The organism is Lactobacillus sp. RTP31084st1_F9_RTP31084_210423 (assembly GCF_040919545.1).
GTDB lineage: Bacteria > Bacillota > Bacilli > Lactobacillales > Lactobacillaceae > Lactobacillus > Lactobacillus paragasseri.
Map to the genome: position 1 here is coordinate 177,289 of NZ_JBCOVH010000003.1, position 15,358 is coordinate 192,646.

15 protein-coding genes are annotated in these 15,358 nt (G+C 34.2%); 4 read left to right on the top strand and 11 right to left on the bottom strand.

Translation table 11 applies throughout. The features are described 5' to 3' along the window. Positions 1–101: 101 nt before the first annotated feature. The gene (locus AB5359_RS08185; protein ID WP_003649913.1) at positions 102–524 is read right to left on the bottom strand and encodes a type I 3-dehydroquinate dehydratase; all 423 of its coding nucleotides are present in this window, start codon (positions 522–524) and stop codon (positions 102–104) included. Positions 525–584: 60 nt separating this feature from the next. Next, entirely contained in the window at positions 585–1,457 is an 873-nt protein-coding gene (locus AB5359_RS08190; RefSeq protein ID WP_003649912.1) for a hypothetical protein, read from the bottom strand. A gap of 176 nt (positions 1,458–1,633) precedes the next feature. Between AB5359_RS08190 and AB5359_RS08195 the strand changes: the two genes are divergently transcribed. Both AB5359_RS08195 and AB5359_RS08200 read left to right on the top strand, forming a co-directional pair. Next, positions 1,634–2,848 carry an MFS transporter gene (locus AB5359_RS08195; RefSeq protein ID WP_048685974.1) on the top strand — a complete coding sequence of 405 codons (1,215 nt, stop codon included), beginning with the start codon at positions 1,634–1,636 and terminating at the stop codon, positions 2,846–2,848. 21 nt (positions 2,849–2,869) lie between these two features. Beyond that, the gene (locus AB5359_RS08200; protein ID WP_003649910.1) at positions 2,870–3,553 is read left to right on the top strand and encodes a gamma-glutamyl-gamma-aminobutyrate hydrolase family protein; all 684 of its coding nucleotides are present in this window, start codon (positions 2,870–2,872) and stop codon (positions 3,551–3,553) included. Between the two features lie 50 nt (positions 3,554–3,603). On the opposite strand, the gene AB5359_RS08205 is transcribed toward AB5359_RS08200, so the two are convergent. From AB5359_RS08205 to AB5359_RS08220, 4 genes are all read right to left on the bottom strand, one after another. Next, positions 3,604–5,205: an ABC transporter ATP-binding protein gene (locus AB5359_RS08205; RefSeq protein ID WP_048685976.1), complete on the bottom strand. Its 1,602-nt coding sequence runs from the start codon at positions 5,203–5,205 to the stop codon at positions 3,604–3,606. Between the two features lie 19 nt (positions 5,206–5,224). Continuing rightward, positions 5,225–5,731: an O-acetyl-ADP-ribose deacetylase gene (locus AB5359_RS08210; RefSeq protein WP_003649908.1), complete on the bottom strand. Its 507-nt coding sequence runs from the start codon at positions 5,729–5,731 to the stop codon at positions 5,225–5,227. Positions 5,732–6,187: 456 nt separating this feature from the next. Next, positions 6,188–6,982: a helix-turn-helix domain-containing protein gene (locus tag AB5359_RS08215; protein ID WP_048685978.1), complete on the bottom strand. Its 795-nt coding sequence runs from the start codon at positions 6,980–6,982 to the stop codon at positions 6,188–6,190. Positions 6,983–7,103: 121 nt separating this feature from the next. Next, positions 7,104–9,047 (bottom strand): sucrose-specific PTS transporter subunit IIBC, encoded by a 1,944-nt coding sequence (locus AB5359_RS08220; RefSeq protein ID WP_048685980.1) that lies wholly within the window; start codon positions 9,045–9,047, stop codon positions 7,104–7,106. Between the two features lie 235 nt (positions 9,048–9,282). On the opposite strand from AB5359_RS08220, the gene AB5359_RS08225 reads away from it, so the two are divergent. Together AB5359_RS08225 and AB5359_RS08230 are read left to right on the top strand one after the other, a co-directional pair. Further along, positions 9,283–10,752, top strand: coding sequence for a sucrose-6-phosphate hydrolase (locus tag AB5359_RS08225; protein WP_048685983.1), 1,470 nt, complete (start codon positions 9,283–9,285; stop codon positions 10,750–10,752). A gap of 10 nt (positions 10,753–10,762) precedes the next feature. Next, positions 10,763–11,749, top strand: a complete 987-nt coding sequence (locus AB5359_RS08230) for a LacI family DNA-binding transcriptional regulator (protein WP_048685985.1) — start codon at positions 10,763–10,765, stop codon at positions 11,747–11,749. Positions 11,750–11,828: 79 nt separating this feature from the next. Here AB5359_RS08230 and AB5359_RS08235 read toward each other — a convergent pair whose 3' ends face one another. The 5 genes from AB5359_RS08235 to AB5359_RS08255 are packed head-to-tail and all read right to left on the bottom strand — an operon-like array spanning position 11,829 to position 15,267. Continuing rightward, the gene (locus AB5359_RS08235; protein WP_048685987.1) at positions 11,829–12,617 is read right to left on the bottom strand and encodes a ChbG/HpnK family deacetylase; all 789 of its coding nucleotides are present in this window, start codon (positions 12,615–12,617) and stop codon (positions 11,829–11,831) included. Positions 12,618–12,641: 24 nt separating this feature from the next. Beyond that, complete coding sequence (locus AB5359_RS08240) at positions 12,642–13,496, bottom strand: PTS system mannose/fructose/sorbose family transporter subunit IID (protein ID WP_003651803.1); 855 nt, start codon at positions 13,494–13,496, stop codon at positions 12,642–12,644. Then, a complete protein-coding gene (locus tag AB5359_RS08245; protein ID WP_003651805.1) occupies positions 13,493–14,308 on the bottom strand; it encodes a PTS sugar transporter subunit IIC in 816 nt (271 codons plus the stop codon). The genes AB5359_RS08240 and AB5359_RS08245 overlap by 4 nt, the downstream gene beginning before the upstream one ends. A gap of 13 nt (positions 14,309–14,321) precedes the next feature. Further along, a complete protein-coding gene (locus AB5359_RS08250; RefSeq protein WP_003651807.1) occupies positions 14,322–14,816 on the bottom strand; it encodes a PTS sugar transporter subunit IIB in 495 nt (164 codons plus the stop codon). A 22-nt stretch (positions 14,817–14,838) separates the two neighbouring features. Continuing rightward, complete coding sequence (locus AB5359_RS08255) at positions 14,839–15,267, bottom strand: PTS mannose transporter subunit IIAB (RefSeq protein WP_003649899.1); 429 nt, start codon at positions 15,265–15,267, stop codon at positions 14,839–14,841. Between the last annotated feature and the right edge of the window lie 91 nt (positions 15,268–15,358).

Sequence of the window (15,358 nt, forward strand, 5' to 3'; positions counted from 1 at the left end):
TAATAATCTATGAAGGCGATTAAAGCGCTTTCATATAACATTTTGTAGCTTTCCTTAACTTTACTCTTTCGGTCACTTTTCCGAAAGAGTTTTTTGTTTGCTTAAGAAAGTACAACTCCTAGCTCCTTAGCCTTAGCATCTTGAATCAAACCTGCTATTCGATCAGAAACATGATCATGCTCGATATCAATTGCATTTCCTAGTTTAAAATCAATAGCAATTTTTACTAAATTTAGATATGCATCTTCACTATCCAGTTCAGTTTTTCCGCCGAATTTTTTACTGCGGAAAGTAATTAAAATCGGCGTTTTATCCATAATCGTCTTAATCTTATCGGCTACTTCCAGCAGTCTGTTCATTAAGACTACATCCTTAAAATAATCAATTCTCCATTCCATCATTTCGGGCTGGAGTTTTTTTATTTCTTGCGCCTGTTTTATTACATCCTCTTCACTTAATCCTTTATTAACTAATGTCAAAAAGGTTTGATCATTCACTGCTACTTTTTTCTTCTCAAAACTCATCTTTTTTCTCCAAATAAAAAATTGCTACCTAAATTATAGTAGCAATTTTATTTTCATTCATTAAAAATTATCTCGTTTAATACTACGGATAATTGCAATTACAAATACCAAAATACTACATCCCATTCCAAAGTAGGCCATATAACCAACACTAAACATTTGTCCAATTTGAGCCGTATTAATTTGGTGATTAATCGCAAATTGATTAGCCCATTGATGAATTAAAGTTGGAGTCAAAATGAACAAAACTGTTGAAATACCAGATCCAACCAGCATGGCACGACGTGAATAGGGTTCTCTAAAGAATTGAGCTAAAACACAAATTGCAGGTGCGACCATTAAAAGAAAGGTCCAAATCATAATCCATCTACCTGCAGAGTCATTCATAAATTGACCACTATTTGCAGCATAACGATATGTTCCCCATAAACTGCCACCCAATAAGTTATCAAGTAACCCAACTGCATTTGCTCCTTGAGCAGCATAAACATTATTGGTACTAGCAGCTGCGCCTTGCAACATTTTTAGCATATCTTGCGAGCCGGTAGTTTGAAAATTAATAGTTACAACTTGCCGCATATAAGTAGATAAAAACATAATCATCGATGCTCCCAGCTGCAGTGCCTTGAGTAAATGAAGCGTCTTATTTCCACCTAATTTAAACTCTAAACTAAGAGTACGGTCAGGATTTTTACTTTTGACAATAATAAATACACCTGCAATTGCCACAACGATTAAAATTGCAAGACCAAGCCACCACTTAGTCATAATAAAGATAATTGCCAAGACGATTAAGGTTACTGAAACATACGGACGATTTAAGAATAAATCCCAAACATTTACCTTACCGTGACTTGCTAAACGTTGACGATATTCTTCTCTTGTTAAGACATTTTGATTTTTTTTATCTTTAGAATCTTGTATTTTGCTCATTACTCTCAACCTTTACCTTATTGTGCTAATCAATATTAGCATGTTACACCATGTTCCGCATTAACTTTTTAAGAAAATTAACCAACTTAAGCAGATCGTGACATTTGTCTTTAAGGCACTATGCTATAATATTACTATTGAAAAGTAAGAAGTAAGTTCAGGATTGGGATGACTATGTGAGCAAATCACACGCTTATAATTTGCCAAATGGATGGCATAAAACATTCTATACACTTTGGCTAGGCTGTTTTATTACTGGTTTAGGGTACTCAATGACGATGCCCTTTATTTCCTTATTTATGGCTGAACTGGGTCACTATAATAAACTACAATTGAATTTATATTCTGGTCTAGCTTTTGCCATGACTTTTATTGCCCAAGCCATTATTTCACCTTATTGGGGAAACTTAGCTGACCGCAAAGGTAGAAAATTAATGTGCATGCGTGCTGCTGGCGTTATGAGCTTAACCATATTTATTACTGGTCTTGCTCAAAGTGCTTTCTTTATTATTTGTATGCGATTCTTACAGGGACTATTTTCTGGCTATATCAACAATGCCACTGCTTTAATGGCAAGTGAAACGCCGCATCACCGTAGTGGTTGGGTAATGAGCCAAATGATGACTGCGGGAACGGCTGGTAATTTAGTTGGCCCACTAATTGGTGGAGCTTTGTCTAGTGCCTTAGGTTACAGGATTCCTTTCTTTATTACTGGCGGACTAATGTTTTTAACATTTTTAGGAACGTGGTTATTAGTAAAAGAGGACTTTACTCCAGTTTCTCGTGAAAAGATGAAGCCAATGGGAGAAATAATGCATGGTTTACCTAATGTTAAGTTAATCATCATTATGTTTGTAACCACGATGATTGTTCAGTCATCAACTATGTCAATTGATCCCATCGTTTCTTTGTACGTAAAATCTTTAATGCCCCACAGTAACAATATTGCCTTGATTGCCGGTATTGTTGCAGCTACACCAGGGCTTGGTACAATGCTTTCGGCTTCTCATATTGGTCATTTAATGGATCATATTGGAGCTGAGAAAGTTCTGCGTTGGGGATTACTGATTGCAACAATCTTGTTTATCCCGATGACTTTCATTCCTAATGCCTGGTCACTAGCTTTCTGGCGATTTCTTTTAGGTATTGTTAGTGCTGGATTACTTCCTGCTGCTCAAACAGTTCTAACTTTAAATGTTCCACCAGAAGCATTTGGTAGAGTATTCTCTTATAATCAATCTTTCCAAGCCGTCGGGGCTGTCTTAGGGTCTTTACTCGGTTCAACAATTTCTGGTATGTTTACTTATGAATGGGTATTTGCAGCAACTGGAATTACGCTATTGATTAATTATTTAATCATGCAACTTTCCGCTCACCATCAAAATGCCTAACTTGTTAAAGGAGTAATTGTAATGAAAACTATTGGTATTACTGCAAGCATCAAAAACAATCAATTAGTCGTTGATCGTAGCATTATTGATACTGTTGTAAAGCTAGGCTATCTTCCGCTTGTTTTTGCTCCAGTGAGTTTAAAAACAATGCCATTACCTAACGTTAATTTTGATGCTTTAATTCTTAGCGATGGTCCTGATATTACACCAATTTTTTATAATGAAGAGCCACTTCCCGAACTCAGAGAAACGGATCCACACCGAGATCAGTTTGAATTAAATTTGATTAAAAATACCCATGATTCAAACCTCCCAATTCTAGGAATTGGGCGCGGGATGCAAATGTTAAACGTAGCCTTTAACGGAACGCTTTTCCAAGATATTTATGTTCAAAATTCTGGAGCAGGTATTCAGCATATCCAAAAGAATGATTTATCTTTAGAAAGTCATCATGTCAATGTAACTGAAGAAAGCGAACTTGCTAAGGCTGTTGGTACACATCCTTACGTGAACAGTAATCACCATCAAGCAATTAAGACAATTGCTAATAACTTTAATATTGTAGCAACTGCGCCTGATGGCATTATTGAAGCCATTGAATCAACTGACCAAACAATGCTAGGAATTCAATGGCGGCCTGATAAATTATTAGATGATCCAAAGCAAGAAAAGATCTTTACTAACTTTTTTGATAAATTGCAATAATAAAATAAGAGCTAGAGAAAAACATGATTCTCTAGCTCTTATTTTATTTACTAATCTTTTTTACCCTCACATAAATTCAACCGAACTATCTTATTAAACATTGCCTTTTCTTCAGGTGAAATCTTATGAGCAACTTCAATTACTGCTACATGAGGATTTTTTAATAACGTTTTATGGATTGCAAAAGATAAATTAGGATCTAGTGCACTTGTTGCTTCATCTGCTAGTAAAATTGGCCGGCCTGATAAGAGTGCCCGCGCAATTTCAATTCGTTGAATTTGACCACCAGACAAGCCGTTTCCGGCTTCGCCAACTTTATGATCTAGACCTTCTTTTTTTACTAATTCATCTAATCCTGCTAAATGAATAACCTTCTTTAGCTTCTCATCACTAACTTTTCTACCTAAAGTAATATTAAAGCGTAAGGTATCATCGAACATGAATGGTTTCTGGTTAACGTAAGAAAAGTAATTATGAGCCTTAGCCCAATCCCCAGTTACATTTTCTCCATTGATTAAAATTTTACCTTCTACTGGGCGCTTTAACCCTAACATTAATCGTAATAAAGTAGTCTTTCCCCAACCACTTGGAGCCATAAGTAAGATTTTTTCACCAGGCTTTACTTGTAAATTAACATCAGTAAAAATCGTATGCTTATCAGATTTAGTTTGATAGGCAAGATGTTCAACATCTAGTCCTTCAAACTTCTCTGGTTTTTCTGAGTTTTCAATTGCTTCATAGTTAAGAGCCTTTTGCGTCTTCTTCCACATTGGCACAGTAGATTTAACTTGATTAAATTCATTAAATAAAGTTACAACAGGCGTAATGAAGTTCATTGCTAAGTCAACCATCATAAATAGCGTACCCACGCTTAGGCTTCCCTGCATCATCATGATGCCACCAATTGTACATGGAATAATAAAGCAGAATAATTCTGCAGCAGAATAAATTAATTCTAGTGCCCAAGCTTGCGTTAAGTTCATATTACGCAAGGCATTTTCCATATTTTGAGCTGAATGCGTTGCTCTCACTACAATGTTATTTCTAACATTATATAGCTTAGCTGACTGGGCACCATTTAAAGAATCAGAAACATTTTGCGTATAGCTTGCATTGGTTTTGGCCCAAATTTTTGACTTTTTAGTAATAATTTTACTAGTAAAAATTTGCACAACTGCTGGAGCTGCCATTGCTACCACAAAAATAATCGTCATTTGCCATGAATTATACAAGGCAAAAGCTAATGAGCCAATGAAAGTTAAGCCTTGATAAATCATATCAAGTTGCGCTGTAATTCGATTAGTTTCAATTTGCTTTAAGTCGTTAGTCATAAGCGACAAACCATTTTTAATATCAGGATCACCTTGATCAACTAAATATTGCAAATTAGCCCGTTTAAAAACCATGTTAACATCACGAATTATGCCCATTTTTACCCGCTCATAGATAAAATTACTCAGCATAAAGCAGAGCTGTCCTAAGGCAGTCAAAGCTGCTAAACGCACTAAATGCATTACATCTTTTGAATGTGATGATGCCACATTTAGCATAATTTTAATCATATAAGCTACAAATAAAATGTTACAAGCTTTGATCGCAGCTAAGATGGTAAAACAGATCACCTGACTTCGTCTTGCATATTTTAAGCTCATCTAAAACTCCTCACTTTAGTTAAGACGTTAGTTTATTATATATGGCTTTATTTTCTGAATCAAATACACAAAAATAGATCTTAATATTAAAATTTTGTTGTTTAAGCCAATTCTTGGTAGTTTCGACCGCAATTTTTGCAGCCTCTACTTTTGGATAACCATAAACACCGGTTGAAATACAAGAAAAAGCGATTGAATGAAGATTATATTGCTTAGCTAAGTTCAAACTATTTCGATAGCAAGCTGCTAATAATTCAGCATCTTTTTGAGCAAAATTAGGATTATACACAGGACCAACTGTGTGGATAACATATTTAGCAGGTAAGTTATAACCCTTAGTAATTTTGGCTTCTCCAGTTTCACAACCATGAAGTGTTCTACATTCTGCCAGTAATTCTGGACCAGCCGCACGGTGAATCGCACCGTCTACTCCACCGCCACCTAAAAGCGTTCGATTAGCTGCATTGACGATTGCATCAACTTTTAATTTGGTGATATCTGCTTGAATTACTTGAAGATCATTCACTAACTCTCACCCTTTCTAATATTTCATATTTATATTTTATCTCATATACAAAAATAAGCTCATCCCCACACGGAAATGAGCTTATTTTGATTTATATTCATGAGTATATATTATGGGAAAATGCATGTAAGATTGAGAAAAGAATAATTATTAGAAATTTACTAATCAAAACTTATTCTTGTGAAATATAAAAATATACCAAAACATATACATAAAAAAAATAATTGATACTATTCCAAATGTTACAGCCATTAGATCATTTATATTTTTAATAATAAGTATAACAATCGGACCTATACAACAAAATAAATAGCTTATTTCTAATATGAGTTTATTAACATTCATTTTTATTCGTTCCACTAATAGATAAAATATTATTAATTTCTAGGCTTTGAATACATGTATATAATACAAAACTGTTAAAATTCCATCAGTGAAGTGTCTATCATGACACAATTAAAATGCTATATAGGCTGTAATCGACTCCATCCCATGTCTTTCAAAAAAGTCTAAAATCTTTTTTGCTTCTAATTTTTCTTCATTAAAAAGATAGCCATAATAATCTGCCATCACTTTAAAAAATATAGTTCTTGGCTCAACCGGTAACTTATACAAGAAATTTCTCAATTTGCTTATCATCTCAAAATTTCTATCATGTTTTAAGAACATTATGTTTAAATAATTAACCATTATTCCTCCAAGTATTTCTTGAATTTTCCTGCTGGCTTTATCTATTTCCTTATACTTTCTTAAAATCATATTTAGTTCATACTTAATCTCTGATTCATTAAACAGAGATATAGCCATAGCAAACAAGCGCAAGTTATCTTCTCCCCACTCATCTATATTAAGTATTAGTTTCTTAATCATTGCTTCTTCTTTGCATGATAATTTATTCTTTTTAAAAAAGTTCTCTAAAAGAAGAGCATGAGCATAAGCATTTCTATATTGATAATCTTCAGCACAAATTTTTCTTATTTCTACAATTTTTGAAAGATTTTGTTCATAATATGCATTTCTTAACTGCTCTAAATACTTTTGGCTTTTCTCCTTACTTTCTATACCTTTAAAGAAATCGGAAATATTAATTTTATTTCGTTCAAGTATTTCAATTAGATCTTTTGCGTTAATTTCATGTAATCCTCGTTCAATTTTTGAATAGTATGATTTTGTTAAAATGTCCCCTACCATCTCTGTTTGGCTTAGTCCTAATTCTAATCGTATTTTTTTCAATTCTTTCCCAATCTGCATTATTTCCATCTCTTTTCTAAGTTAATGATATGTAATTATATAATTTCAGTTCTAAATTTAGAACAAAAAATAAGCTCATCCCCACACGGAAATGAGCTTATTTTGATTTAATCATCAATAATTATCTCTTAGTAACTGCGATTAAATCGTCGCCATGTTTCTTGTCTACGCCATCAATACGTTGAACATTTGCATAACTAGCTGTGTTAGTAATAACAGTCATAACAGTTGTGTCGTATCCTGCTTTCTTCACAGCATCTAAATCAACAGTTCCTAACTTTTCACCTTTTTCAACATGTTGGCCTTGTTTTACATCACTAGTAAAGCCTTCACCCTTCATGTTGACAGTGTCAATACCAATGTGAATCAAGACTTCTGCACCTTCATCAGACTTAATTCCGTAAGCATGCTTAGTTTCGTAAGCAACGGTGATTTCACCAGTGACTGGAGAATAGATAGTTCCTTCACTTGGCACCATTGCAGCACCCTTACCCATTGCTTCAGTTGAGAAGACTGGATCTTTAACATCCTTTAAGCTTTCTGCCTTACCTGAAACAGGAGCAGCGATTACTTCATCATGTAATTCTTTATCTTCTTTGATAATTTGATCAGCCTTTTCTTGTTGTGCAACTTGGTCACCTGCTGATTCAACAGTACCTGATTCTTCAACTACATCTTCTTTCAAGTGACGCTTACCATATACAAAAGTTAAAGCAAAAGCAACAATGAAACTAATTGCTACTGAAAGTGCCCACATTGGAATGCTCTTTGGCACCATTGATAAGAAGCCAAGGAAACCAGCTGAACCAAGAGCAGCAGCAGTAACATGCATTAAGCCAGCAAAAGCGGCACCTACACCTGCACCAATTAAAGCACAGAAGAATGGGAACTTGTACTTCAAGTTAACACCAAACAATGCTGGTTCAGTAATACCAAGTAATGCAGAAACACCAGATGAACTTGCTAAGCCCTTAACTTTTTCATTCTTAGTCAAGAAGTAAACCGCAAAAGTAGCAGCACCTTGAGCAACATTGGCCATACATGCGGTAACAAAGATAAAGTCACCAGAACCACGGCCACGTGCATATTCAGCTAAAAGTTGAGTTTCAACTGCTGGAAAACTTTGGTGAAGACCGGTAGTAACAATTGCTGAGTAAGATAAACCAAAGATACCCATACCAAAGGCACCAGTTGTGTTATATAACCAAACAATTGCAGCAGTAATTGCATCTGACACACCTTTAAAGACTGGTCCAATAATTGTGAAAGTTAAGAAACCAGTAATCATGATTGAAAGAAGTGGTGTGAATGTGAAGTCAACTGCTGATGGTAACCACTTGTGGAATCTCTTTTCTAAGAAAGCTAAAAGCCAAACAGCTACTAAAACTGGGATAACTTGGTATTGGTAGTTAGTTTGAGAAACATGTAAACCAAAGATGTCCCAATATTTACCAGCCCCACCTAAAGCAGGCGTGGTCATAATCATACCAATAGTTGCACCTAAGAATTGGTTAGCTCCAAAACGTTTAGCTGCAGACATACCAACTAAGATAGGCATGAAAATAAATGGAGCAGCCGACATTACCTGAATGATCTCAGATAGTCCCTTAACGTTAGGCGCCATTTGAACAACTGATTTTGCTCCGAATAAACCTGGAGAAGTTAAGAAGTTGTTCAAAGCCATTAACAAACCACCAGCTACTAAAGCTGGAATAATAGGAACAAAGATGTCAGACAAAAGTTTAATAAAGGCCATTACTGGATTAAACTTTTGATCCTTTTGAGCAACTTTCTTTAAGTCGTCAGTTGAAAGTTCTGATAGACCTGTCATTTTAATTAATTCATCGTAGACGTTGTTAACATCCCCAGGTCCTATAATAATTTGAAATTGACCATTAGTTTTGAAAGTTCCCTTGATATCTGGATCGCTATCAAGCATCTTCATATTTACTTTACTATCGTCTTTTAAGACTAAACGTAGACGCGTAGCACAGTGAGCAGCGGCTACTAAGTTGTCGCGACCAACAGCTTCAATGACTGTTTCAGCAACTTTTTTGTGATCCATGTCTGTCTCCTCCTCAAAATTGTGTAAGCGTTTTAAATATTTTACATATATTATGATAGCGCATTCTAGTTTTATGTCAAGCGCTTATCACAAAAATATCAGCATTTTGATACTTTCTTGCCATTTTCAAGGTATGTTATCAATGAAAGTGCTGCTATTCGTTTGACATACATAATATTTTTAGTTACTATCTCTATATAAGAATGCGTTTACATATTCAATGAGGTGAATAGTTATGGAATGGACAAGAGAACAACGTTATCGTAAATACAAAGATTGGGATGCACAGACCTTATTAGATCTCCAAGCTCAAGCAGCAACTTCCCCGTATCAGATGCACTATCATATCCATCCACTTTCAGGATTACTAAATGATCCTAATGGTTTTTCTTACTATAATGGCGAATATCATTTATTCTGCCAGTCATATCCTTTTGGTCCAGTTCACGGAGTTAAATCGTGGATTCACTTTGCTTCTCCTGATCTAGTTCATTGGCATTATTTAGGACCCGCAATTGATCCCGATAGCGACTTAGACAATGCTGGAGCATATTCCGGTTCAGCAATGGAACATAACGGGAAACTTCTATTAATGTATACGGGTAATCACCGCGATGAAGACTGGACTAGAATTCCTTATCAAGTAATTGCCGAAATGGATGAAAATAATCACATTACTAAACCTGATAAGGCAGCAATCTTACCACCAGATCATGTTAGCGAACATTTCCGCGATCCACAATTATTTAAACATAATGGTAAGTATTATGTTTTACTTGGTGCTCAAGATGCTAAAACTAAGAGCGGTCATATTGATATTTATGAATCAGATGATCTTGAAACTTGGCATGAAAATGGTTATTTAGACTTAGGTAAAGACGAAATGGGCTACATGATTGAATGCCCTAACTTAGTTTTCGTTGACAACTATCCTGTTTTAATTTTTTGTCCTCAAGGTTTAGATAAATCAATTGCCGACTATCAAAATATTTATCCAAATATGTACTGGATTGGCAAAGATATTAACTTAAGTAAAGCCCAATTTACTCCGCTTCAAGACCATCCAGCTAATTTAGATGATGGCTTTGATGTATATGCCACACAAGCCTTTAATGCTCCAGATGGAAATGCTTATGCCATTTCTTGGGTAGGTTTACCCGACTGTACTTATCCAACTGATAAAGAAAATTGGGCTAATTGCTACAGCCAAGTTAAACGTTTAGAAATTAAAGATGGCGTGTTATATCAACATCCTGTAGACGCAATCAAAAATTTACGTCATAATGAAAAACAGCTCAATGATGAAAAAATAATTAGTCAAAAGGCCGGTAAACAATATGAATTAAAACTTCACTTAGCTGCTGGTCAAGCTGGAAAATTACATCTAGCTTCTAATGAGGATTTATCTGCAAGTTTAGTAGTTGACTTCAATACAGCTCAAGATGCTAAATTAACGATTGATCGTGCTTCAAGTGGTCCTGCTGTTAACCCAGATTACGGTGCAACTAGAACAATTGAACTTAATGCCAACCAAGACTTAGATCTAGATATTTTCGTAGATGGCTCATTATGCGAAATTTTCATCAATGATGGTCGCCATGTTGCAACTTTACGATTCTTTGCACCAAGCTCAAATCAAAAAATTACCTTTGACAAAGATACCAAGTACACAGGACGATTATGGAGCATGAATTCTATATTATAGGAAGATGACAATGGTTAAATTAACCGACGTAGCTGCTAAAGCAGGCTGTTCTGTAACTACCGTTTCACGAGTAATTAACAATTATGGCTATATTAGTCAAAAAACAAGAAAAAAAGTTCACGAGGCAATGAGAGAGCTGAACTATCAACCAAATTCTGTTGCCCGCTCTCTTCAGGGAAAGAAAACCAAACTTATTGGTTTAATTTTTCCAGATGTATCTAATCCATTTTTTGGTGAATTAGTTTCTAAAATTGAAGATCAATTATTTAATCATGGCTACAAGACGATCCTTTGCAATGCTGGCAGTGATACAGAGAAGGAACGTACCTATCTGCAAATGCTCATGGCTAATCAGGTAGATGGGATTATTGCTGGCGCTCATAATCTGGGCATTGAAGAATATCAAAGAACGGGTTTGCCAATCGTTTCGTTTGATCGTAAACTCTCAGATAACATTCCAATTGTTAGTGCCGATAACTTCAAGGGTGGCAGTTTAGCTACTCAAGAACTTTATAATCATGGTGCCCGTCATATTTATTTTGTAGGAAATCCAACTCTAGATGGGCACCCTACGCAAAAGAGATTGCTTGGCTACAAAGAAACAATCAAGGAATTGCAATTAACGGAACATATTCATCCAGTAATTTTTAATGAAACTCTTGCACTAAAAGAAATGGCAATTAAAGACTTACTGGAGAATCATAAAGTAGACGGGATCGTAGCATCTGACGACCTTACTGCTCTTTTGATCATGAATATTAGTCACGAATTAGGAATTAAAATTCCTAAAGATTTAAAGATTATTGGATTCGATGGAAGTAAAGTAGTACGTGATTTTGAACCACGTCTGTCTACAATTATTCAACCTATTCCTTCAATTGCACAACTACTTGTTAAGCTTTTAGAAAAGCGAATCGACAATCCTACTGAAAAATTAGATAACTATACATACTACTTGCCAGTAGAATTACTTAAGCGCGAATCTAGCGGAAACTAAGAAAAAGACTTTAGACATTTTTAGTGTCTAAAGTCTTTTTGTGTAAATTTTAAATCATTAGAGTAAGTTTTTATACTTTCTATTTCTTTAAATCACCATAACTAATTAAATCAATATCATTATCTTCAATCCAGCCCTTTAAACTCTTAGAAGTTAATGTTTGCAGATCTCTAACTCTAGGTAAAGTTAGTGTTGAATGATCTAAAATATATGCATCTACATAACCGGGATGAAAATGAAGAGCAGTTACTAAACCATTATCCTTATCTTTTAAAATATCATAACTATCATTAAAGAAATCATTTGGTGTTGCTCCTCTATTTATAATCTCCGCAACTTTGGAGTTCAATTTCTCTTCAACTTGAAAATATTTTTCTGGACTAGGCTGAAGAAATTCACCTTTATAGTAGACATCATAATGTAGGCCAAATTCTTTCGCTACATCCATAATAGCCTTATTTGATTGATCATCCATTGCTGAATGCATTTCAATATGAAAAGGATAATATCCTAAAAGGTATTTAAATTTTTTAACTTGAGCCTTTATTTCAGTATAACAATCTTCATAAACAAATTTCTTTTTATGTGTCTTAAAATCTTTAGAGCCAATATACTCACCATTTGGTTTTACCAAACTAGGAATTTTTTCAGGATTTGATACTGGACTTCCCGTAGTTAAATTGACATGCAATCCAACATAAACCCCTGATACCTCTTTTAACAACGATATAGCATGTTCAGCAGCTGGTTGATTAATCATGATAGTAGTAGACGAAGCTACTCCATCACGTAGTGCTTTAATAGCTCCTTCATTAAATCCTTCAGACATACCTAAATCGTCCGCATTTATAATAACTTTTTTCCCCATTTATATTTAACTTCTTTCTTTAGATTAAAAGATACCGATTAAAGCGCCTAAAATACCAAATATAATAATACCGAATAATAAGTAAATTACTTTTACACGTTTTCTAATCAAGGCAAAAACAATTAAAGTAACAGCTAACGGTAACAAACCCGGCATAATACCATTCAAAATTTTTTGAACATTTAGTGTTGCACCTTTCATTGCCCATTTTAATGGAGTAGTGATAGTTACAGAGCTTGCAGTCATTGCGCCAATCATCATCATACCTATGACAGTAGCCAAATCAGTAATTTTCCCAATCAAGCCAGATTTAGAAGATTTTTCAATAAATTTTTCACCTGAAGTATAACCAACTTTAAGTAATTGCCATCGTGTAATAATTGATGGAATCTCGTAAATTGCTAAAAACAAGAATGGCGCTAAAAGATTTCCTTGCATAGCCAGCGGAATAGCAATACCAGCAGCAATTAATCTTAATGTTCCCCAAAAAATGGAATCACCTATACCTGATAGAGGACCCATTAGAGAAGCTTTTAAAGCATTAATAGATTCAGGATCAAAGTTTTCAGGATTATTTGCATTTTCTTTCTCCATAGCAGCAGATAATCCCATAATAAAAGGCGCAGTTTCATAAGTACAGTTAAAGAAACTGGATTCTCTAACAATAGCTTGTTTCTTTTCATTAGAATTATTTTTATAAAATCTATTAATTACTGGAAACATGCTAAATTCAAATCCAAACGCCTGCATCTTAACCATAGTAAATGAACTAAAAAGCAGCCATGATCTCCAAAACATGCTCTTTAACATATGTTTATCGTCAGGAGATAAATCTGATTTCTTTGTATCAACATTTAAAACATTTTTATTCTCACTCATGATAAGAAGTCCTCCTCTTCTTTCTTTTTAGCTGCTTGTTTATCTTCTGGTTTAGATACATTGGAAACAGCCACATTATTAGTGATTGAATGCTTTGTTACATCATACATTAAGAATGCAATCGCAGTAGCGAATATAGCGACAGCCAAGTTTGGTAATTTTAAATAAACTACTAGAGCAAAACCGACAAAAAACCAAATAAAGTATTTTTTCTTAAACAACATATTAAGCAACATTGCAAAACCAACAGCAGGAAGCATTTTACCAGCTGCAATAAATCCTTGAGAAACAAATTTAGGCAAAATAGCTAAAAATGTTTTAATTGCATTTGTACCAAGTAAAATGGCAAAGAAAATAGCAATAGTATTCAAAGCAGGAGTCATAAATCCCATTCCAATGTGCCATCTAGTAATTCCAGCTTCATTGCCTTTATGAGCCAATTTATCCATTCTAGGAACAAATAATGCCATATAACTGTAAGTAATTTGTAAAGTGATAATAGCTAGAGCAGCAACAGGAACGGCTATAGCCAATGCTTTAGAATTAGAGGCTCCAGTTAAAATAGCAGTTGCAGTACCAATAGTTGAGCCAACCAAGGCATCAGCTGGAATAGCACCGCCAACAGCAATTACTCCCAAAAATACCGATTCAAAGACGCCACCTAAAATAATACCCGTTTGTAGATCACCTAAAAGCAAGCCTATGATGGGTCCCACGATAATAGGACGATTAAATTGCCATAAACCGATACTTTGGTTAATGTAATAAATTAAATAGTAAGCTATAGCTACAATTAACGCTTTTGCAAACATTATTTACACCTCTCTAACCATAAATCTTTTTAAAGTTTTTCTTTGAAGAATCAGGAGTCAATTGTGAATCAAATGGTACATTTAATTCAGCAATTTCTTTGATATATTTCATATCGTCATCATCTACTTCAACAGTGGCATCAATTTTTTTCTGTGGCTTTCCCTTATGCTTATTAACTGGTAATAAGCCATAGTTACCGACATTAACTTGTTCAATATTCTTTACATTCTTAGCAATTTCTAATGCATCTTTGAAATTTCTAACAACTACCATCATTGAAAGATTTTCTGCTTTAGGATTATTAAGAATATTGATCGTATCTTTTACATCTCGAGCAATGAATTTAATGTTATCTGGAACTGCCATTTTCATCGAAGTAATTTGTAATTCATTATTTACAACATCATCATTTGCAACAATAATATGAGTAATACTTAAAGCTTTTGACCAAACAACAGCAACTTGTCCGTGAATTAAACGTTCATCAATTCTTAGCATTTTAATCATTTTTCAAATTCTCCCATTTCTATTAACTCAAAAAATCCTCATCGCTAAGACTATCTTGTTTTTTAGGTAGCTTAGAAATTTGCACAGGACATTTATTAATAATCTCGTTTAAATGTTTTTCACTCATTTCCCCACCATCTAACACAACAGAAAGAACAGTTGGTAAATTAACAGATGTAATTACAAAAACGTTCTTAGTAGTATTGGCTATTTTCAACATCACTTCCCTATTAACACTTCCACCAATTAAATCAGTGAAAATAATTCCAATATCTTTCTCTTCTAAGCTATCTAAGAATTTATTCAATGGAACATCAATATTTGTTTTATTTTCCGAACCATCTAAATATGCATCTATAGTCGAAATATTAGTTTTCCCAGTTAAAATTTTTATTGAGCTTTTTAAACCAGATGCAAATTTTCCATGACTTGCAATCAAAAATTTTCTCATTTCTATCTTCCTTCTGAATTGAAATATTTTATTTATCTCTTCACCTATCTATAAGCAAAAAGTGTGCCATTCCTAATTTGAAGCTATTTAT

Excerpts from the sequence above, each read along its gene's own strand:
- AB5359_RS08245 (WP_003651805.1), bottom strand. The coding sequence starts at position 14,308 with ATGTTTGCAAAAGCGTTAATTGTAGCTATAGCTTACTATTTAATTTAT.
- AB5359_RS08225 (WP_048685983.1), top strand. The coding sequence starts at position 9,283 with ATGGAATGGACAAGAGAACAACGTTATCGTAAATACAAAGATTGGGAT.
- AB5359_RS08200 (WP_003649910.1), top strand. The coding sequence starts at position 2,870 with ATGAAAACTATTGGTATTACTGCAAGCATCAAAAACAATCAATTAGTC.
- AB5359_RS08220 (WP_048685980.1), bottom strand. The coding sequence starts at position 9,047 with ATGGATCACAAAAAAGTTGCTGAAACAGTCATTGAAGCTGTTGGTCGC.
- AB5359_RS08190 (WP_003649912.1), bottom strand. The coding sequence starts at position 1,457 with ATGAGCAAAATACAAGATTCTAAAGATAAAAAAAATCAAAATGTCTTA.
- AB5359_RS08255 (WP_003649899.1), bottom strand. The coding sequence starts at position 15,267 with ATGAGAAAATTTTTGATTGCAAGTCATGGAAAATTTGCATCTGGTTTA.
- AB5359_RS08250 (WP_003651807.1), bottom strand. The coding sequence starts at position 14,816 with ATGATTAAAATGCTAAGAATTGATGAACGTTTAATTCACGGACAAGTT.
- AB5359_RS08230 (WP_048685985.1), top strand. The coding sequence starts at position 10,763 with ATGGTTAAATTAACCGACGTAGCTGCTAAAGCAGGCTGTTCTGTAACT.
- AB5359_RS08215 (WP_048685978.1), bottom strand. The coding sequence starts at position 6,982 with ATGCAGATTGGGAAAGAATTGAAAAAAATACGATTAGAATTAGGACTA.
- AB5359_RS08235 (WP_048685987.1), bottom strand. The coding sequence starts at position 12,617 with ATGGGGAAAAAAGTTATTATAAATGCGGACGATTTAGGTATGTCTGAA.
- AB5359_RS08205 (WP_048685976.1), bottom strand. The coding sequence starts at position 5,205 with ATGAGCTTAAAATATGCAAGACGAAGTCAGGTGATCTGTTTTACCATC.
- AB5359_RS08240 (WP_003651803.1), bottom strand. The coding sequence starts at position 13,496 with ATGAGTGAGAATAAAAATGTTTTAAATGTTGATACAAAGAAATCAGAT.
- AB5359_RS08185 (WP_003649913.1), bottom strand. The coding sequence starts at position 524 with ATGAGTTTTGAGAAGAAAAAAGTAGCAGTGAATGATCAAACCTTTTTG.